The 19,077-nt window shown below is 72.5% G+C and carries 15 protein-coding genes; 1 reads left to right on the plus strand and 14 read right to left on the minus strand.

Features of this window, described 5'->3' with window-relative positions; genetic code table 11:
- Window positions 1-35 precede the first annotated feature (35 nt).
- Both ACH4SI_RS05550 and fmt read right to left on the minus strand, forming a co-directional pair.
- Window positions 36-1,937, minus strand: coding sequence for an ABC transporter ATP-binding protein (locus ACH4SI_RS05550; protein WP_398292899.1), 1,902 nt, complete (start codon window positions 1,935-1,937; stop codon window positions 36-38).
- Between the two features lie 139 nt (window positions 1,938-2,076).
- The gene (fmt, locus tag ACH4SI_RS05555) at window positions 2,077-3,006 is read right to left on the minus strand and encodes a methionyl-tRNA formyltransferase (RefSeq protein ID WP_398292901.1); all 930 of its coding nucleotides are present in this window, start codon (window positions 3,004-3,006) and stop codon (window positions 2,077-2,079) included.
- Window positions 3,007-3,230: 224 nt separating this feature from the next.
- Here fmt and ACH4SI_RS05560 point away from each other — a divergent pair, with 224 nt between their 5' ends.
- Entirely contained in the window at window positions 3,231-3,752 is a 522-nt protein-coding gene (locus ACH4SI_RS05560; RefSeq protein ID WP_398292903.1) for a hypothetical protein, read from the plus strand.
- A gap of 65 nt (window positions 3,753-3,817) precedes the next feature.
- Here ACH4SI_RS05560 and ACH4SI_RS05565 read toward each other — a convergent pair whose 3' ends face one another.
- The 12 genes from ACH4SI_RS05565 to ACH4SI_RS05620 form a co-directional block, all read right to left on the minus strand.
- Entirely contained in the window at window positions 3,818-5,968 is a 2,151-nt protein-coding gene (locus ACH4SI_RS05565) for a primosomal protein N' (RefSeq protein WP_398292905.1), read from the minus strand.
- An 87-nt stretch (window positions 5,969-6,055) separates the two neighbouring features.
- Window positions 6,056-7,264, minus strand: coding sequence for a methionine adenosyltransferase (gene metK, locus ACH4SI_RS05570; RefSeq protein ID WP_398292907.1), 1,209 nt, complete (start codon window positions 7,262-7,264; stop codon window positions 6,056-6,058).
- 309 nt (window positions 7,265-7,573) lie between these two features.
- Entirely contained in the window at window positions 7,574-8,791 is a 1,218-nt protein-coding gene (gene coaBC / locus ACH4SI_RS05575; protein WP_398292910.1) for a bifunctional phosphopantothenoylcysteine decarboxylase/phosphopantothenate--cysteine ligase CoaBC, read from the minus strand.
- A 118-nt stretch (window positions 8,792-8,909) separates the two neighbouring features.
- Complete coding sequence (gene rpoZ, locus ACH4SI_RS05580; protein WP_020867048.1) at window positions 8,910-9,170, minus strand: DNA-directed RNA polymerase subunit omega; 261 nt, start codon at window positions 9,168-9,170, stop codon at window positions 8,910-8,912.
- Between the two features lie 58 nt (window positions 9,171-9,228).
- Entirely contained in the window at window positions 9,229-9,795 is a 567-nt protein-coding gene (gene gmk, locus ACH4SI_RS05585; protein ID WP_398292912.1) for a guanylate kinase, read from the minus strand.
- A 39-nt stretch (window positions 9,796-9,834) separates the two neighbouring features.
- Window positions 9,835-10,158, minus strand: coding sequence for an integration host factor (locus tag ACH4SI_RS05590; RefSeq protein ID WP_009713618.1), 324 nt, complete (start codon window positions 10,156-10,158; stop codon window positions 9,835-9,837).
- Between the two features lie 204 nt (window positions 10,159-10,362).
- Window positions 10,363-11,220 (minus strand): orotidine-5'-phosphate decarboxylase, encoded by an 858-nt coding sequence (pyrF, locus tag ACH4SI_RS05595; protein WP_398292915.1) that lies wholly within the window; start codon window positions 11,218-11,220, stop codon window positions 10,363-10,365.
- Between the two features lie 352 nt (window positions 11,221-11,572).
- Complete coding sequence (locus ACH4SI_RS05600; protein WP_398292917.1) at window positions 11,573-12,673, minus strand: quinone-dependent dihydroorotate dehydrogenase; 1,101 nt, start codon at window positions 12,671-12,673, stop codon at window positions 11,573-11,575.
- A 91-nt stretch (window positions 12,674-12,764) separates the two neighbouring features.
- On the minus strand, window positions 12,765-16,076 hold the full coding sequence (gene carB, locus ACH4SI_RS05605; RefSeq protein ID WP_398292919.1) for a carbamoyl-phosphate synthase large subunit: 3,312 nt from the start codon (window positions 16,074-16,076) through the stop codon (window positions 12,765-12,767).
- Window positions 16,069-17,208 (minus strand): glutamine-hydrolyzing carbamoyl-phosphate synthase small subunit, encoded by a 1,140-nt coding sequence (gene carA, locus ACH4SI_RS05610; protein WP_398292922.1) that lies wholly within the window; start codon window positions 17,206-17,208, stop codon window positions 16,069-16,071. Before carA ends, carB begins: the two co-directional genes overlap by 8 nt.
- Window positions 17,205-17,783, minus strand: coding sequence for a hypothetical protein (locus ACH4SI_RS05615; protein WP_398292924.1), 579 nt, complete (start codon window positions 17,781-17,783; stop codon window positions 17,205-17,207). Before ACH4SI_RS05615 ends, carA begins: the two co-directional genes overlap by 4 nt.
- Complete coding sequence (locus tag ACH4SI_RS05620; protein WP_398292926.1) at window positions 17,780-19,075, minus strand: dihydroorotase; 1,296 nt, start codon at window positions 19,073-19,075, stop codon at window positions 17,780-17,782. The genes ACH4SI_RS05615 and ACH4SI_RS05620 overlap by 4 nt, the downstream gene beginning before the upstream one ends.
- Window positions 19,076-19,077 lie beyond the last annotated feature (2 nt).

Consider the following 19,077-nt stretch of genomic DNA (forward strand, 5'->3'; position numbering starts at 1 on the left):
GGTATGGGATTGATCAGCCCCCCAGCCTACGCGGCTCAGCTCAGCGCCCCCGCCGCCTCCTTCGGCCCCTCGGGGTCCTGGGTTTCGAACTGGGTGCGGTACAGCTCCGCGTAGCGCCCCTCGGCGGCGAGCAGCGCGGAGTGGGTGCCGCGCTCCACGATCCGGCCGTCCTCCACGACGAGGATGAGGTCCGCCGCCCGCACCGTGGACAGCCGGTGGGCGATCACCACCGCGGTCCGCCCGTCCAGGGCTTCGGCGAGGGCCTCCTGCACGGCGGCCTCGGAGGTGGAGTCGAGATGGGCGGTGGCCTCGTCGAGGATCACCACCCGGGGGCGGGCCAGCAGCAGCCGGGCGATGGTCAGCCGCTGGCGCTCACCGCCGGAGAGGCGGTAGCCGCGTTCGCCGACGACCGTGTCGAGACCGTCCGCGAGCGACGCGATCAGCCCGTCGAGACGGGCCCGGCGCAGCACTTCCCACAGCTCCTCCTCGGTCGCCCCGGGGCGGGCCAGCAGCAGGTTGGCGCGGATCGTGTCGTGGAAGAGGTGGCCGTCCTGGGTGACCATGCCGAGGGTTTCGCGCAGCGAGGCGGCGGTCAGGTCGCGGACGTCCACGCCGGACATCCGCACGGCGCCCGCGTCGGTGTCGTAGAGGCGCGGCAGCAGCTGCGCGATGGTCGACTTGCCCGCGCCGGAGGATCCCACCAGCGCGACCATCCGGCCGGGTTCGGCGCGGAAGGACACGTCGTGCAGCACCTGGACGCCGCCGCGGGTGTCCAGATGCGCGACCTCCTCCAGGGAGGCGAGCGAGACCTTGTCGGCGGACGGGTAGCCGAAGTCGACGTGGTCGAACTCCACCGACACCGGACCGTCCGGGACCTCCCGGGCATCCGGCTTCTCGGTGATCAGCGGCTTCAGGTCGAGCACCTCGAAGACCCGCTCGAAGCTGACGAGCGCGCTCATCACCTCCACCCGCGCCCCGGCCAGCGCGGTCAGCGGCGCGTACAGCCGGGTGAGCAGCAGCGCGAGGGAGACGACGGCGCCGGGGTCGAGGCTGCCGCGCAGCGCGTAGTAGCCGCCGAGGCCGTAGACGAGGGCGAGGGCCAGGGCGGAGACGAGGGTCAGCGCGGTGACGAACGAGACCTGGACCATGGCCGTACGGACGCCGATGTCCCGCACCCGGCGGGCCCGCGCGGCGAATTCGGCGGACTCCTCCGCCGGACGCCCGAAGAGCTTCACCAGCGTCGCGCCGGGCGCCGAGAACCGCTCGGTCATCTGGGTGCCCATCGCGGCGTTGTGGGCCGCCGCCTCGCGCCGCAGCCTGGCGAGCCGGCGGCCGACCCGGCGGGCGGGCAGCAGGAAGACCGGCAGGATCAGCAGCGCGAGCAGGGTGATCTGCCAGGAGATGCCGACCATCACGACGAAGGTGAGCAGCAGCGTCACCGCGTTGCTCACCACTCCGGAGAGGGTGTCGCTGAACGCCCGCTGCGCGCCGATCACATCGTTGTTGAGGCGGCTGACCAGCGCACCGGTGCGGGTGCGGGTGAAGAAGGCGACCGGCATCCGCTGGACGTGGTCGAAGACGGCGGTGCGCAGATCGAGGATCAGTCCCTCGCCGATGTTCGCGGACAGCCGCCGGGTCAGCAGCCCGACGCCCGCCTCGGCCACGGCGATGGCGGCGATGAGCCCGGCCAGCCCGAGGACCGTGGACTCGTGCGCATGGCGGTCGATCGCGTTCACCACCCGGCCCGCGAGCAGCGGGGTGGCGACCGCGGTCACCGCCACCACCGTGCTCAGCAGGACGAACCACAGCAGCGGGCGCCGGTGCGGGCGGGCGAAGCCCCCGATGCGGCGCAGGGTCGCCCGGGAGAAGGGCCGCCGGTCGTCGCTGGCGTGTGTGGCCTGGTACAGGGAATGCCACGCGGTGACTTCCATGCTCATCGCGCACCTCCGAAGGGTTCGGGGTGCCGCCACGGGGATTACGCCGGTGGGTCCGGACCGGCGGCACGTATCAAGGACCGTAGAACTTGAACAAAGGTTGAGGTCAACGACCGGCGCCAGGGCGCGCCGGGCGAGGCTGTCAGCCGAGCCGCTCGCCCTCGGCGATCCGCACCCCGCGGGCCCAGTCCGCCGCGCGCATCGGCTTCTTGCCCTGCGGCCGGACCCAGGTCAGCTCCACGGCATGGCTGCCCGTGCCCGCGTACACCGCCTTCTTGGTCGCGGCGAGCGCACCGGCGGCCAGATCCGTACGGTCCGCCGCCGGCGCCGCCGAGACCACCTTCAGCCGCTCCCCGCGGAACGTCGTCCACGCGCCCGGCGCCGGGGCGCACGCCCGCACCAGCCGGTCGACCCGCAGCGCGGGCGCCGACCAGTCGATCTCCGCGTCCTCGACGTTGATCTTCGGGGCGAGCGAGACGCCCTCGGCGGACTGCGGCACCGCCCGCAGCGATCCGTCCTCGATGCCGTCCATCGTCGCCGCGAGCAGCCCGGCCCCGGCGAAGGCCAGCCGGGTCAGCAGATCGCCGCTGGTGTCGGCGGGCCGTACGTCCTCGGTCACCACCCCGTACACCGGCCCGGAGTCCAGCCCCTCCTCGATCTGGAACGTCGATGCCCCGGTCACCTCGTCGCCCGCGAGCACCGCGTGCTGCACCGGCGCGGCGCCGCGCCACGCGGGCAGCAGCGAGAAGTGCAGATTGACCCAGCCGTGTGCCGGGATCTCCAGCGCCGCCTTGGGCAGCAGCGCACCGTAGGCCACCACCGGGCAGCAGTCCGGGGCGATCTCGGTGAGCCGGGCGAGGAACTCCGGATCGCGCGGCTTGGCGGGCTTCAGCACCTCGATACCCGCCTCGTCGGCCCGCTCCGCGACCGGGCTGGCCACCAGCCGGCGGCCGCGCCCGGCGGGCGCGTCGGGACGGGTCACGACGGCCACCACCTCATGCCGGTCGGACGCGATCAGTGCGTCCAGCGCGGGCAGGGCGACCTCGGGGGTACCGGCGAAGACGAGCCTCATGGGTGGCGAACTACCTCTCGTACAGGGCGGGGAACGGCGGAAAGGCCGCCTCAGTCTATGGTCCGGCACCCCAGGGGGCGTACGGGCCGACTCCCGCACGCCCCGGACCGTGACCGACGGGCGGGTGTCGCGTTGGTCAAGAGAGATTGACCTCGCCGGGCCGCGACCGCGGCCCGGTTCCCTTCCCGCCCACCCCCTTCACCGCCGGTTCGAGAGGCTTGTTCATGGCCGACCACGCAACTCACGACGCCCAGGCACGGGCCAGCCTGCACCTCCTGGTCCGGGACATCGAGCGGGTCCGCCGACAGGTGGACGCGCTGCGCACCCTCACCGCCCAGCTCGGCAACGTCTACCGGCCGCGGCGTACCGGACCGTCCGCGGGCTTCGTGGTCTACGGGCGCGCCCCGGCGCCCACCGTGCGGCTCGCCCAGGAACTGCGGGACAGCGTCGAGACCCTGGTCACCGCCGCGGTCGACTTCGACCGCTCGCTCGGCTTCTCGTGGGACGCGGTGGGCTCCGCGCTCGGCGTCACCAAGCAGGCGGTGCACCGCCGTTACGGCTCCCGCCGCGCCGCGACGGCGAGCCCGGCGGAGGGCGGCGAGCCGCCGGCGGCGCACAGCCCCGAGCCTGCCGCCGTGCCGCCGGTCCCGTCCGTACCGGCCGCCCGCTCCGCCCCCCCGCAGACCGCCCAGCCCCTCCGCGAAGACCCCCGCCCCAGCGCCTTCCCGAGCCCCCGCAACAGCTGAGACCCCCCCCCTTTTTTCGGGGCTCGGTTCTCCCCCAGCTACCGCTGGGAGGTGCCCCTAGCCGGTCAGCCGATGTCGAGGGGGTCGACGCGGACCGTCGGGTCCTTGTCGCCGCGGGCCAGCCGTAGCGCCTTGGCCTCCTTGACGGCCGCGGCCAAGGCGCGGCCCTGGCCCGGGGGCACCCGCAGCAGGGCGCGCTCCCACTGGGCTCCGGGCGGCGGGTCGCCGGGGCGGCGCGGGCGGCCGGGCGGGGCGGGAGGCAGCGGGACGGGGCCCAGGGTCTCGGTCCCCTCCGGCAGCGGCGCCGAGGCGATCAGTTCGGCCACCGACTCCGCGGGCCCGGCCACCGCCGCCATCCGGGAGACCGGCGGGAAGCCCAGCTGGGACCGCTCGGCGAGTTCGCGCGCCGCGTAACCGGCCGGGTCCCACCGCACCAGCGCCTGGACGGGCCGCTGCGTCGGCTCGGCGGTCACCACGACGAGGCCGCCGTCCTCGTGTCCCCGGACCAGCGCGGCCGCTTCCAGCCAGCGGCGCAGCGCGTCCTCGCCCGCGCGCAGGTCGGGGCGACCGAGCAGGGCCCAGCCGTCGAGCAGCAGGGCGGCCGCGTAGCCGCCCTCGGCGACCGGTTCGGCGCCCGGGGTGCTGACGACGAGCGACGGGCGGTCGGGCACGGTGTCCAGGACGTGGTCCCGGCCCGAGGTGCGGACCGGGACGGCGGGGAAGGCGCGGCCCAGCTCCTCCGCGGTGCGCCGGGCGCCGACGATGCTCGCCCGCAGCCGTACGCCCCCGCACTCGGCGCAGTGCCAGGCGGGCTCGGCCCGCCCGCACCAGCCGCAGGCCAGCCGGTCCGCGTCGCGCGCCTCCAGCGGGCCCGAGCAGTGCCGGCAGCGGGCCGGCTCGCGGCAGCGCTCACAGGCCAGCCGGGGTACGTAGCCCCGGCGCGGCACCTGCACCAGCACCGGGCCGCGGGTCAGCGCCTCCCGCACGGTCTGCCAGGCGAGCGTGGGCAGCCGGGCGGCACGGGCCTCGGCGTCCCGGGCCACCTCGCCCTCGTCCACGGTGCGGATCAGCGGGGCCGCCGCGCGGACCTGCTCGCGGTCGGCCTCCAGGGGCCGGGCCCAGCCGTTCTCCACCAGTTGGGCGGCCTCCACGGTGCGGCCGAGGTCGCCCAGCAGGAAGCCCGTCTTCTCGTGCACGGCGCGCAGCAGCAGGACGTCCCGGGCGTGCGGCTGCGGGGCGTGGTCGTCGCTGTGGCTCTGATCGCCGTCGTCCCAGATCCCCACCAGGCCGAGGTCATGGACCGGCGCGAACATGGCCGCCCGGGTGCCGACGACGGCCCGCATCGACCCGCGGCTGACGGCCAGCCACCGCCGGTAGCGCTCCTCGGGCCCGAGGTCCGCGGTGAGCAGCACATGCCGCCCCGCGCCGCCCAGCGCCCGGGTGAGCGCCGCGTCGACCCGGGCGGCGGTGCGCCCGTCCGGGACGACGACGAGCGCGCCGCGCCCGGAGGAGAGGGTGGCGGCGACCGCGGCGGCCCACTCGTCCGGCCAGTGCGGTCCGGGCAGCGCGGTCCATACGGCCCGGGGCGTGCCGCCGCCCGCGAGCGCGTCCAGGAAGCCGGGCCCGGCCGGGTAGCGGGCCCAAGCGCCGGGCGCGGGCGGTCCGGGCGGGGGCAGCGGCGGCGGGGACGCCTCGGACTCGGCGCGGACGTGGCGCTTGGGCATGGCCAGCTGGAGGACGTCGGCGAGCGATCCGGCGTACCGGTCGGCGACGGCCCGGCACAGCGCGAGCAGCCCCGGCCCGAGCACCGGCTCGGGCGAGACGACCTGGGCGATGGCCGCCAGCGGGCCGCGGTAGTCGGACTCGGCGACCCGCTCGACGATGTACCCGTCGAGCAGCCCGCCGCCCTCGCGGCGCCCCTCGCGCACCTTGCCGGTCCCGGCACCGAACCGCACCCGCACCCGCACCCCGGGCCGCGCCTCGGCGTCCATCTCGGCCGGGACCGCGTAGTCCCACAGCTTGTCGAGGTGCACCGGCCCCTTGTCCACGAGCACCTTGGCCACCGGCCGCTCCTTGGCCAGCGCGGCCCCCCGCCAGGTGCGCGGCTTGGCCCGCGGCACCTTGGCCTTGCGCACGCTGTCCCGGATGAGCGCGAGCTGCTCACCCCCCTGCGGCTCTCCCTCCGGGGCCTTGCGCTGCTCGTCGTCCCTGCTCACAGATCAAGTCTTAGCAGAGGAGTCGGACATGCGACGGCCCGGACGCCGCGCGGGGCGTCCGGGCCGTCGCTTCAGGCCGTGGCCGGCTTACAGGCCGGCCGCCGCGCGGAGGGCGTCGACGCGGTCGGTGCGCTCCCAGGTGAAGTCGGTCTCCTCACGGCCGAAGTGACCGTAGGCCGCCGTCCGGGCGTAGATCGGACGCAGCAGGTCCAGGTCGCGGATGATCGCGGCCGGGCGCAGGTCGAAGACCTCGGAGATGGCCTTCTCGATCTTCTCCGCGTCGACCGTGGCGGTGCCGAAGGTCTCCACGAACAGACCCACCGGCTCGGCCTTGCCGATCGCGTACGCGACCTGCACCTCGCACCGCTGGGCCAGGCCCGCGGCGACGACGTTCTTGGCGACCCAGCGCATCGCGTACGCGGCCGAGCGGTCGACCTTGGACGGGTCCTTGCCGGAGAAGGCGCCGCCACCGTGACGGGACATGCCGCCGTAGGTGTCGATGATGATCTTGCGGCCGGTCAGACCGGCGTCACCCATCGGACCGCCGACCTCGAAGCGGCCGGTCGGGTTGACCAGCAGCCGGTAGCCCTCGGTGTCCAGCTTGATGCCGTCCTCGACCAGCTGGTTCAGGACGTGCTCGACCACGAACTCCCGGATGTCGGGAGCGAGCAGCGAGTCCAGGTCGATGTCGGAGGCGTGCTGCGAGGAGACGACGACGGTGTCCAGGCGGACCGCCTTGTGGCCGTCGTACTCGATGGTGACCTGCGTCTTGCCGTCGGGGCGCAGGTACGGAATGGTCCCGTTCCTGCGGACCTCGGACAGCCGGCGGGAGAGCCGGTGCGCCAGGTTGATCGGCAGCGGCATCAGCTCGGGCGTCTCGTCGCACGCGTAGCCGAACATCAGGCCCTGGTCGCCCGCACCCTGCTTGTCCAGCTCGTCCTCGTCGCCCTCGACCCGCAGCTCGTAGGCGGAGTCGACGCCCTGGGCGATGTCGGGGGACTGCGAGCCGATGGACACCGAGACGCCGCAGGAGGCGCCGTCGAAGCCCTTCTTCGACGAGTCGTAACCGATGTCGAGGACCTTGTTGCGGACGAGCGTCGCGATATCGGCGTACGCCTTGGTGGTCACCTCACCGGCGACGTGCACCAGGCCGGTGGTGATCAGGGTCTCGACGGCGACCCGGGAGGTCGGGTCTTCCTTCAGAAGCGCGTCGAGGATGGTGTCGCTGATCTGGTCAGCGATCTTGTCGGGGTGACCCTCGGTCACAGATTCCGAGGTGAACAGGCGGCGGGACACATCGCTCCCTGGGGTTGCAGCGGCTGCTGGCTGATCATGGGCGGGACCGCCCGGGGGCTGCGCCCGATGCGGTTCCTGGGCCAGTTTATCCGGCGTATCCGCCGGTCAAGCATCCCCGTCCCACGGGACGGGCAGGCCATGACCTGGAACATACCTCGCTTCGAGCCGAAATACAGCACGGCCCCCATGACGGATCGCCGTCATGGCCCGATCGGGCGCTCCCTGCCATGGATCAACCCATGGTGGCGGCAATGCCTACCCACGTACGGCCGAAGGTCACGCGAATGTCCTGTGAAGATCGCGCGAAGGTCACCCGAGACGGGTCGCCACCAGGTCCCAGACGGTCTCGGCCAGGGCTTCCTTCGGGCCGTAGGGGACGGGCGTCTCGGCGCCGTCCGCCGCGAGCACCACCGCCTCGTTCTCCTCCGAGCCGAAGGTCTTGTGCTCCCCCACCTCGTTCACCACGAGCAGATCGCAGCCCTTGCGGGCGAGCTTCGCGCGCCCGTTCACAAGAACGTCATCCGTCTCGGCGGCGAAGCCGACGATCACCTGGCCGGGGCGGGCGCGCTCGGCGGAGATTTCCGCCAGAACATCCGGGTTGCGCACCAGAGCGACCGGTTCGGGCTCCCGCCCGTCCTGCTTCTTGATCTTTCCCGGGGCGTACTGGGCGGGCCGGAAGTCGGCGACCGCGGCGGCCATCACCACGGCGTCGGCGTCCGCGGCGGCCTTCAGGACCGCCTCCCGCAGCTGGACCGCGGTCCCCACCTGCACCACATCGGCACCGGCCGGGGCGGGCAGCTCGCTGTTGGCCGAGACAAGAGTCACCCTGGCGCCCCGGGCCACGGCGGCGCGGGCCAGGGCGTACCCCTGCTTGCCCGTGGACCGGTTGCCCAGGTAGCGCACCGGGTCCAGCGGCTCACGGGTGCCTCCGGCGCTGATCACCACATGGCGTCCGGCCAGATCGGCGCGGGTCGCCTCGGGGCCACGGGCCAGCACCCGGCGGGCGACCTCGAAGATCTCCTGGGGGTCCGGCAGCCGCCCCTTCCCGGTGTCCACACCGGTCAGCCGGCCGACGGCGGGCTCGATGACCACACAGCCGCGGCGGCGCAGGGTCGCCACGTTCTCCTGGGTGGCGGGGTGCTCCCACATCTCGGTGTGCATGGCGGGCGCGAAGACGACCGGACATCGGGCGGTGAGCAGCGTATTGGTCAGCAGGTCGTCGGCGAGGCCGTGGGCGGCCTTGGCGAGCAGATCGGCGGTGGCGGGGGCGACCACGACCAGGTCCGCGGACTGGCCGATGCGCACGTGCGGCACCTCGTGGACGGACTCCCACACCTCGGTGCCCGCCGGATGCCCGGAGAGCGCCGACCAGGTCGCCTCGCCGACGAAGTGCAGCGCTGAGGCGGTCGGCACGACGCGGACGTCATGCCCGGACTCCGTCAGCCGCCGCAGCAGCTCACACGCCTTGTAGGCGGCGATCCCGCCGCTGACCCCCAGCACGACCCTGGGCTTGTCCGCCATGGCCATCGCTCGCCTCTTCCCCGCCGATTACGGATCCCGCCGATTACGAACGGATACGTACCCATGACACACCACGAGCCCGGCAGCGAGGCCGCCGGGCCGGTGATGAGCGATTTTCCGGACCTTACTGAGCCGGGCCCTCGATGGCCTCGGAGGTCAGCAGACCCGCGTTGATCTCACGGAGCGCGATCGACAGCGGCTTCTCGTGGACGTGGGTGTCCACCAGGGGGCCGACGTACTCGAGCAGACCCTCACCGAGCTGCGAGTAGTACGCGTTGATCTGACGGGCACGCTTGGCCGCGTAGATCACGAGGCTGTACTTCGAGTCGGTCGCCTCGAGCAGCTCATCAATCGGAGGGTTGATGATGCCCTCGGGCGCGGTCATGGGAGAGGACACTCTCTAGCCTTCCTTATTACGCCTCATGGCAAGAATGAATTGAAGATCAAGCCACTCGCATCAAGGCTAGCAGCTCACTCGCCACGTCCTCGACGGAGGTATTGATCAGGGTCGTATCGAACTCGGATTCGGCGGCCAGCTCGATACGCGCCGCCTCCAGCCGCCGCTCGATGACCTCGGGCGCCTCGGTCCCCCGCCCGGTGAGCCGGCGGACCAGCTCCTCCCAGCTGGGCGGGGCGAGGAAGACCAGCTGGGCCTCCGGCATGGACTCGCGGATCTGCCGCGCGCCCTGCAGGTCGATCTCCAGCAGCACCGGCTCGCCCGCGTCGAGCCGGTCCATGACCGCCTCCCGCGGGGTGCCGTAGCGGTTGCCGGCGAACTCGGCCCACTCCAGCAGCTCGCCGTTGGCGATGAGCTTGTCGAACTCACCGTCGTCCACGAAGAAGTACTGGACACCGTGCCGCTCACCGGGGCGGGGCTTACGGGTCGTGGCGGAGACCGAGAGCCAGACCTCGGGGTGTGCCTTGCGCATATGCGCGACGACCGTGCTCTTGCCGACCCCGGAGGGGCCGGAGAGCACGGTCAGCCGCGGGCGTACTGGATGTGCTGCCATGCAGCAGATTATCCAGGTTCCCGAGCGTGCCGGGAAACGTCAGCCGGCGGCGCCGCCGAACTCACGCTCGAGGGATGCGATCTGGTTGGAGCCGAGCCCGCGCACACGACGGCTTTCGGAGATGCCGAGCCGCTCCATGATCTGCTTGGCGCGGACCTTGCCGACGCCCGGCAGGGACTCCAGGAGGGCGGAGACCTTCATCTTGCCGATGACATCGTTCTCCTGGCCCTGCTTGATGACCTCGTGCAGAGACGCGCCGGAGTGCTTGAGCCGATTCTTGACCTCGGCGCGCTCCCGGCGAGCCGCGGCGGCCTTTTCGAGCGCGGCTGCGCGCTGTTCAGGGGTAAGGGGCGGAAGAGCCACGCCTACGTCACCTCGGATGTCGAACTGTCGGATAGGGACCGGTGAGGAACCTAGTCGGCCCTCACCTGCGGAGCAACGCGCAACGCAACAGCGCGTTCGCTCTCGTCGGAGACTAGCGGCCGATCCCGCTCCAGTCAGCGAGAACAGACGAAAAGTCCTGGTCAGACTCTCTCGACTGGGACATTCATGGACAAAATAGCCCGGTTATTCAGCCACGGCACGCACGTCATCAGCCATTCGGGCCGCCGCCTCGACCAGCGCGGAGGCATCCGGCCCGTGCTTGAGGACCCCTCGGCTGACGCTCGGAACGACGTTCCGGACCGCCGTTCCGAAGACCTCCGGAAGGTCCGCGGGGGTCGCGCCCTGGGCGCCGATGCCGGGTGCCAGCAGCGGCCCGTCGATCGCCAGCTCCGCGCCGATCCGCTCCGCGGTGGCGCCGAGGGTCGCCCCGACGACCGCGCCGTACGAGCCGAGGGCACCCCTTTCGGCCTCATCGGCGTTCTCGGCCTTCAGGTGGGCCAGCACGGACGCGGCGACGGTCGTCCCGTCGGGCCGCGCCGCGTGCTGCACCTCGGCGCCCTCCGGGTTGGACGTCAGCGCCAGCACGAAGACCCCCGCGCCGCTCGCCCGCGCGGCGTCCAGCGCGGGGCGCAACGAGCCGAAGCCGAGGTAGGGGCTGACGGTGACCGCGTCCGAGAACAGCGGGCTGGTGGGGTCGAGGTAGGCGGCGGCGTACGCGGCCATCGTGGACCCGATGTCGCCGCGCTTGGCGTCCATCAGCACCAGCGCCCCGGCGTCCCGGGCGTCCGCCACGGCCCGCTCCAGCACGGCGATGCCGCGCGAGCCGAAGCGCTCGAAGAAGGCCGACTGCGGCTTGAGCACGGCGACGCGCCCGGCGAGCGCGTCCACGACGGTCCGCGTGAACCGCTCGAGCCCCGCGACATCGTCCCCGAGCCCCCAGTCGGCGAGCAGGGAGGCATGCGGGTCGATGCCGATACAGAGCGGCCCGCGCTCGTCCATGGCCCGGCGCAGGCGCGTACCGAAGGGGGTGGGCGTGGTCATGGTTCTCTCCTCGAGTACGTGCGGGATACGGGCTGCGGCCGTCGGCGGTGGTGCAACGGGGTTCCGGGGCGGGGATGCCCCACCACCCAGCCTGTCCGGCGTACGGAACGGGGGCCAGTGCGAAGATGCCCCCACCGTCCAGCCCCTCGGGCGGGCGGGACGGGGCCGGGCGGAGATGCCCCACTACCCAGCCCCTCGGGGGGGCACCTCCCAGCGGTAGCTGGGGGCGATTGAGGAGCGGGGTCCGGGGCGGAGCCCCGGCGGGGGCCCGGGGGCTTGCCCCGCCACGCGGCGGAGCCGCATATCCGGTGCTGCGGGAAGGGGCGGGGTGGGGAACAAGGCGCCGCAGGCGTTACGCCCCGCTCTCCGCCCCCACCGCGTCGGCCAGGGTGTCGTACGGGGAGGCCGCCAGCCGGGCGGCGAGCCCACGGTGGATCTCGCGGGCCCAGAACGGCCCGCGGTAGATGAACGCGCTGTAGCCCTGCACCAGCGTCGCCCCCGCGAGGATCCGCTCCCACGCGTCGTCGGCCGTCTCGATCCCGCCCACGCCCACGAGGGTCAGCCGGTCCCCCACCCGGGCGTACAGGCGGCGCAGCACCTCCAGCGAGCGGGCCTTCAGGGGGGCGCCGGACAGGCCGCCGGTCTCGGCGGTGAGCGCCGAGGGGGACGTCAGCCCCAGCCCCTCCCGCGCGATCGTCGTGTTGGTGGCGATGATGCCGTCCAGGCCCAGTTCGACGGCGAGGTCGGCGACCGCGTCCACGTCCGCGTCGGCGAGATCTGGCGCGATCTTCACCAGCAGGGGCACCCGGCGCCCGGTGACGACGCGGTCGGCGGCCTCGCGGACCGCGGTCAGCAGCGGGCGCAGCTGGTCGACGGCCTGCAGGTTCCGCAGTCCGGGGGTATTGGGCGAGGAGACGTTGACGACGAGGTAATCCGCGTGGGCGGCCAGTCGCTCGGTCGAGGTCACGTAGTCGGCGACCGCTTCCGCCTCCGGGACGACCTTCGTCTTGCCGATGTTGACGCCGACCGTCGTACGGAAGGCGGCGCGGCGGGCCGCGAGACGGGCGGCGACCGCGGCCGAGCCCTCATTGTTGAAGCCCATGCGGTTGATCAGCGCACGGTCGCCGACCAGCCGGAAGAGCCGCTTCTTGGGGTTGCCGGGCTGCGGCTGACCGGTGACGGTGCCGATCTCGACATGGTCGAAGCCGAGCATGGCCATGCCGTCGATCCCGGCGGCGTTCTTGTCGAACCCGGCGGCGAGCCCGAACGGCCCGTGCATCCGCAGGCCCAGCGCCTCGGTGCGCAGCGCCTTGTCGCGGGGGGCGAGGAGGGCCGCGAGACAAGTGCGCAGGACGGGGACGCGGGCGGCCAGCCGGATCCAGCCGAAGGCCAGGTGGTGGGCCTTTTCCGGGTCCATGCGCCGGAAGAGCAGGTTGAAGAGCAGCGAGTACATGAGGGGCTTTCTGCGGGCGGCGGAAGCGGGGGGGGGAAGAGGGGGCGGCTCGCGAAGAGGGGGACACCGGCCGGTGTCCCCCTCCCTCGCCTCACTCCTCGCGGGCGGCGGTCAGATGTTCCGCGTGTTCCTGGAGCGACCGCACGCCGACCGTGCCCCGGCCGAGCGCCTCGATGCCCTGGACGGCGGCGGCGAGCGCCTGGACGGTGGTCAGGCACGGGACGCCGCGGGCGACGGCCGCCGTACGGATGTCGTAGCCGTCGAGCCGGCCGCCGGTGCCGTACGGGGTGTTGACGATCAGGTCCACGTCCCCGTCGTGGATGAGCTGGACGATGGTCTTCTCACCGGCCGGCCCCTCCCCCTCGCTCTGCTTGCGGACGACGGTGGCGTTGATGCCGTTGCGCTTGAGCACCTCCGCCGTGCCCGAGGTGGCCAGCAGTTCGAAGCCGAGGCCGACCAGCTCCCGGGCTGGGAAGATCATCGAGCGCTTGTCGCGGTTGGCGACGGAGACGAAGGCGCGCCCCTTGGTGGGCAGCGCTCCGTACGCCCCGGCCTGCGACTTGGCGTACGCCGCGCCGAAGACCGAGTCGATGCCCATGACCTCGCCGGTCGAGCGCATCTCCGGGCCGAGGATGGTGTCCACCCCGCGCCCCGAGGCGTCGCGGAACCGCGACCAGGGCATCACGGCCTCCTTGACGGAGATCGGCGCGTCCAGCGGCAGGGTGCCGCCGTCACCGGTCGCGGGCAGCAGGCCCTCGGCGCGCAGCTCGGCGATGGTCGCGCCCAGCGAGATCCGGGCGGCGGCCTTGGCCAGCGGTACGGCGGTGGCCTTGGAGGTGAAGGGGACCGTGCGGGAGGCGCGCGGGTTGGCCTCCAGGACGTACAGGATGTCCCCGGCCATCGCGAACTGGATGTTGATCAGTCCGCGGACGCCGACACCGCGCGCGATGGCCTCGGTGGAGGCGCGCAGCCGCTTGATATCGAAGCCACCGAGGGTGATCGGGGGCAGCGCGCACGCCGAGTCGCCGGAGTGGATGCCGGCCTCCTCGATGTGCTCCATGACGCCGCCGAGGTACAGCTCCTGGCCGTCGTAGAGCGCGTCGACGTCGATCTCGATCGCGTCGTCGAGGAAGCGGTCGATGAGCACCGGGTGCTCGGAGATGAGGCCCGCGTGGCGCTCCAGGTACTCGGCGAGGGAGGGCTCGTCGTAGACGATCTCCATGCCGCGGCCGCCCAGCACGTACGAGGGGCGGACCATGACCGGGTAGCCGATCTCGGCGGCGATGCCCTTGGCCTGCTCGAAGGAGAAGGCGGTGCCGTACTTGGGGGCGGGCAGCCCGGCCTCGGTCAGCACGCGGCCGAAGGCGCCGCGCTCCTCGGCGAGGTTGATGGCCTCGGGCGAGGTGCCGACGATGGGCACGCCGTTGTCCTTGAGGGCCTGGGCGAGGCCGAGCGGGGTCTGGCCGCCGAGCTGGACGACGACGCCGGCGACCGGGCCCGCCTGCTGTTCGGCGTGGACGATCTCCAGGACGTCCTCCAGGGTGAGCGGCTCGAAATAGAGCCGGTCGGAGGTGTCGTAGTCGGTGGAGACGGTCTCCGGGTTGCAGTTGACCATGACGGTCTCGTAGCCCGCGGCGCTCAGCGCGAAGGAGGCGTGGACGCACGAGTAGTCGAACTCGATGCCCTGGCCGATGCGGTTGGGCCCGGAGCCGAGGATGATCACGGCCGGGGTCTCGCGCGGCGCGACCTCGGTCTCCTCGTCGTAGGAGGAGTAGAAGTACGGGGTCTTCGCGGCGAACTCGGCGGCGCAGGTGTCGACCGTCTTGTAGACGGGCCGGATGCCGAGCGCGTGCCGCACCTCGCGGACCACGTCCTCGCGCAGCGAGCGGATTCCGGCGATCTGGTGGTCGGAGAAGCCGTGCCGCTTGGCCTCGGCGAGCAGCTCGGGGCCGAGCTTGTCGGCGGCGGCCAGCTCGTCCGCGACCTCCTTGATCAGGAAGAGCTGGTCCACGAACCACGGGTCGATCTTCGTGGCGTCGAAGACCTCCTGCGGGGTGGCCCCGGCCCGGATGGCGCCCATGACGGTGTTGATCCGGCCGTCGGTGGGGACGTCGGCCCGCTCCAGCAGGGCGGACTTGTCCCCGGGCTCGCCGGTGAAGTCGAACTGGCTGCCCCTCTTCTCCATCGAGCGCAGCGCCTTCTGGAGCGCCTCGGTGAAGTTGCGGCCGATGGCCATGGCCTCGCCGACCGACTTCATGGTGGTGGTGAGGCGGGCGTCGGCGGCCGGGAACTTCTCGAACGCGAACCGCGGCACCTTGACCACGACGTAGTCGAGCGTGGGCTCGAAGGACGCCGGGGTCTTCTCGGTGATGTCGTTGGGGATCTCGTCCAGCGTGTAGCCGACGGCCAGCCGGGCGGCGATCTTCGCGATCGGGAAGCCGGTGGCCTTGGATGCCAGCGCGGAGGAGCGGGAGACGCGCGGGTTCATCTCGATGACGATGACCCGGCCGTCCTCGGGGTTGACCGCGAACTGGATGTTGCAGCCGCCGGTGTCGACGCCGACCTCGCGGATGACGGCGATGCCGATGTCCCGCAGCACCTGGTACTCGCGGTCGGTCAGCGTCATCGCCGGGGCGACGGTGATCGAGTCGCCGGTGTGGACGCCCATGGGGTCGAAGTTCTCGATGGAGCAGACGACCACGACGTTGTCGTGCTTGTCGCGCATCAGCTCCAGCTCGTACTCCTTCCAGCCCAGGATCGACTCCTCCAGCAGCACCTCGGTGGTCGGGGAGAGCGTCAGGCCCGTGCCCGCGATGCGGCGCAGCTCCTCCTCGTCGTGGGCGAAGCCGGAGCCGGCGCCGCCCATGGTGAACGAGGGGCGGACGACGACGGGGTAGCCGCCGAGCTCCTCGACGCCCGCGAGGACATCGTCCATGGAGTGGCAGATGTACGAGCGGGCGGACTCGCCGTGGCCGATCTTGGCGTTGACGGCCTCGACGACCTCCTTGAACAGGTCGCGGTCCTCGCCCTTGTTGATCGCCTCGACGTTGGCGCCGATCAGCTCGACGTCGTACGCGTCGAGGGTGCCCGCCTCGTGGAGGGAGATGGCGGTGTTCAGGGCGGTCTGGCCGCCGAGGGTGGGCAGCAGCGCGTCGGGGCGCTCCTTGGCGATGATCTTCTCGACGTACTCCGGGGTGATCGGCTCGACGTACGTGGCGTCGGCGATCTCCGGGTCGGTCATGATCGTGGCCGGGTTGGAGTTGACCAGGATGACCCGCAGGCCCTCGGCCTTCAGCACCCGGCAGGCCTGGGTGCCGGAGTAGTCGAACTCGGCGGCCTGGCCGATGACGATCGGGCCGGAGCCGATGACCAGGACGGACTGGATGTCGGTGCGCTTAGGCACGCTGGCCCTCCATCAGGGTGACGAAGCGGTCGAACAGGTACCCGGCGTCGTGCGGGCCCGCAGCGGCTTCGGGGTGGTACTGGACGCTGAATGCGGGGCGGTCGAGCAGGCGCAGCCCCTCGACCACGTTGTCGTTGAGGCAGACGTGGGAGACCTCGGCCCGCCCGTAGGGGGTGTCGCTGGGCGCGTCGAGCGGCGCGTCCACGGCGAAGCCGTGGTTGTGCGCGGTGACCTCGACCTTGCCGGTGGTGCGGTCCTGCACCGGCTGGTTGATGCCGCGGTGGCCGTACTTCAGCTTGAAGGTGCCGAAGCCGAGCGCGCGGCCCAGGATCTGGTTGCCGAAGCAGATGCCGAACAGCGGGGTGGACCGCTCCAGGACGGCGCGCATGAGCGAGACGGGGTGCTCGGCGGTGGCCGGGTCGCCCGGTCCGTTGGAGAAGAACACGCCGTCCGGGTTCACCGCGTAGATGTCCTCCACGGTGGCGGTGGCGGGCAGGACGTGCACCTCGATGCCGCGCTCGGCCATCCGGTGCGGGGTCATGCCCTTGATGCCCAGGTCGATCGCGGCGACGGTGAACCGCTTGGTGCCGATCGCGGGGACGACGTACGTCTCCCGGGTCGCCACCTCGCCGCTCAGGTCGGCGCCCTTCATCTGCGGGGCGGCCTGCACCCGGGCGAGCAGCGTGGCCTCGTCGGCGACCGCCTCCCCGGAGAAGATGCCCACGCGCATGGCGCCGCGCTCGCGCAGATGGCGGGTGAGGGCGCGGGTGTCGACGCCGCTGATGCCGACGACGCCCTGGGCGGTCAGCTCGTCGTCCAGGGAGCGGCGGGAGCGCCAGTTGGACGGCGTACGGGCGGGGTCGCGCACCACATAGCCGGAGACCCAGATGCGCCCGGACTCGGGGTCCTCGTCATTGACGCCCGTGTTGCCGATGTGCGGGGCGGTCATGACGACGACCTGACGGTGGTAGGACGGGTCGGTAAGGGTCTCCTGGTAGCCGGTCATCCCGGTGGAGAACACGGCCTCGCCGAAGGTCTCCCCCACGGCCCCGTAGGCGCGGCCACGGAAGGTGCGGCCGTCCTCCAGGACGAGAACGGCGGGGGTCTGGGCCCCCCTGGTGGAGGTCGTCATCGTGCGCCTTCCTGGTTGTGCTCTGCGTTCTTGACGTCTTCGGTGGCGTCGAGGGCTTCGACCCAGGCCGCGTGCTCGGCGGCGTGGTCGGAGCGGAATCCGGAGTCGATCTGCCGGTCGCCGAGCTGCCAGGTGACGATCAGCAGCCCGCCCTCGGCGAGGACCTTGCCCGCGATGCCCTTGTCGAGCCGGGCGCCGCGGAGGCTTGCGGCCGGGATGAAGAAGTCCTGGGCGCCGGGCCGTACGACGCTCACGCCCGCCTCGGTGAGGGTCAGCTCGACGCGGCTGCGGGTACCGAGGCCGTGGGCCACGATGCGGTCGAGCCACTGTCCGGCGGTGGTGGAGCCGTGGTAGCGGCCGGTGAGGGTCAGCGTGGCGGGGCCCGGCTCGGCGGGGGGCTCGGGCAGCTCGGGCAGATCGCCCTGGAGGGTGCCGCGCCACTTCCAGCCCTCGCGCATCAGCCAGTAGACCAGCGCGATGACGAGCAGCAGACCGACGACCCAGCCGATGCGGGCGGCCCAGTCGGTGACGTCCTGGGAGCGCTGCTCGGCTGCCAATGGGGTCAGAGGTATCACGCGAGTTTCCCGTCCACGACCGTCGCCCGGCCCCGCAGGAAGGTGTGCGTCACCCGGCCCGGCAGTTCCCGGCCCTCGTAGGGGGTGTTGCGGCTGCGGGAGGCGAAGCCCGCGGGGTTCACCTCACCACGGTAGGCGGAGTCCAGCAGGGTGAGGTTGGCGGGCTCCCCGGCGGCGACGGGACGGCCCTGGCCTGTGAGCCGGCCGATGGCGGAGGGCCGGGTGGACATCCGGTCGGCGACGCCCGCCCAGTCCAGCAGCCCGGTGTCGACCATGGTGTGCTGGACGACGGACAGCGCGGTCTCCAGGCCGACCATGCCCATGGCCGCCGCGCCCCACTCGCAGTCCTTGTCCTCGTGCGGATGCGGGGCGTGGTCGGTGGCGACGCAGTCGATGGTGCCGTCGGCCAGCGCCTCGCGCAGCGCCATGACGTCCGCCTCGGTGCGCAGCGGCGGGTTCACCTTGTAGACCGGGTTGTACGAGCGGACCAGCTCGTCGGTGAGCAGCAGGTGGTGCGGGGTGACCTCGGCGGTGACGTTCCAGCCCTTGGACTTGGCCCAGCGGACGATCTCGACCGAGCCCGCGGTGGAGAGGTGGCAGATGTGCACCCGGGAGTCGACGTGCGCGGCGAGCAGCACATCGCGGGCGATGATCGACTCCTCGGCGACGGCCGGCCAGCCGCCCAGGCCCAGTTCGGCGGAGACGATGCCCTCGTTCATCTGGGCACCCTCGGTGAGCCGCGGCTCCTGGGCGTGCTGGGCGATGACGCCGCCGAACGCCTTCACGTACTCCAGGGCGCGGCGCATGATCACGGCGTCGTCGACGCACTTGCCGTCGTCGGAGAAGACCCGGACACCGGCGGCGGACTCGTGCATGGCGCCCAGCTCGGCGAGCTTCTTGCCCTCCAGGCCGACGGTGACGGCGCCGATGGGCTGCACGTCGCAGTAGCCGGACTCCTTGCCGAGCCGCCACACCTGCTCCACGACGCCCGCGGTGTCGGCCACGGGGAAGGTGTTGGCCATGGCGTGGACGGCGGTGAAGCCGCCGACCGCGGCGGCCTTGGTGCCGGTGAGGACGGTCTCGGAGTCCTCCCGGCCGGGCTCGCGCAGATGGGTGTGGAGGTCGACCAGGCCCGGCAGCAGGATCTGCCCGGCGGCGTCGATCACGGTGGCGCCGTCCGCGTCGAGGCCGGTGCCGACGGCGGCGATGCGCTCGCCCTCGATCAGCACGTCCTGCGGCTCGCCGCCGAGCACCTTCGCGCCGCGCAGCAGCGTCTTGTTCGTGTCGCTCATGG

Origin of the sequence: Streptomyces sp. NPDC021212, assembly GCF_044332925.1 — a bacterium.
Classification (GTDB): Bacteria; Actinomycetota; Actinomycetes; order Streptomycetales; family Streptomycetaceae; genus Streptomyces.

Bases quoted from the DNA above. Each gene is read 5' to 3' on its own strand.
- ACH4SI_RS05550 (WP_398292899.1), bottom strand. From the start codon at position 1,937: ATGAGCATGGAAGTCACCGCGTGGCATTCCCTGTACCAGGCCACACAC.
- fmt (WP_398292901.1), bottom strand. From the start codon at position 3,006: ATGAGGCTCGTCTTCGCCGGTACCCCCGAGGTCGCCCTGCCCGCGCTG.
- ACH4SI_RS05560 (WP_398292903.1), top strand. From the start codon at position 3,231: ATGGCCGACCACGCAACTCACGACGCCCAGGCACGGGCCAGCCTGCAC.
- coaBC (WP_398292910.1), bottom strand. From the start codon at position 8,791: ATGGCCATGGCGGACAAGCCCAGGGTCGTGCTGGGGGTCAGCGGCGGG.
- rpoZ (WP_020867048.1), bottom strand. From the start codon at position 9,170: ATGACCGCGCCCGAGGGCATCATCAACCCTCCGATTGATGAGCTGCTC.
- gmk (WP_398292912.1), bottom strand. From the start codon at position 9,795: ATGGCAGCACATCCAGTACGCCCGCGGCTGACCGTGCTCTCCGGCCCC.
- pyrF (WP_398292915.1), bottom strand. From the start codon at position 11,220: ATGACCACGCCCACCCCCTTCGGTACGCGCCTGCGCCGGGCCATGGAC.
- ACH4SI_RS05600 (WP_398292917.1), bottom strand. From the start codon at position 12,673: ATGTACTCGCTGCTCTTCAACCTGCTCTTCCGGCGCATGGACCCGGAA.
- carA (WP_398292922.1), bottom strand. From the start codon at position 17,208: ATGACGACCTCCACCAGGGGGGCCCAGACCCCCGCCGTTCTCGTCCTG.
- ACH4SI_RS05620 (WP_398292926.1), bottom strand. From the start codon at position 19,075: ATGAGCGACACGAACAAGACGCTGCTGCGCGGCGCGAAGGTGCTCGGC.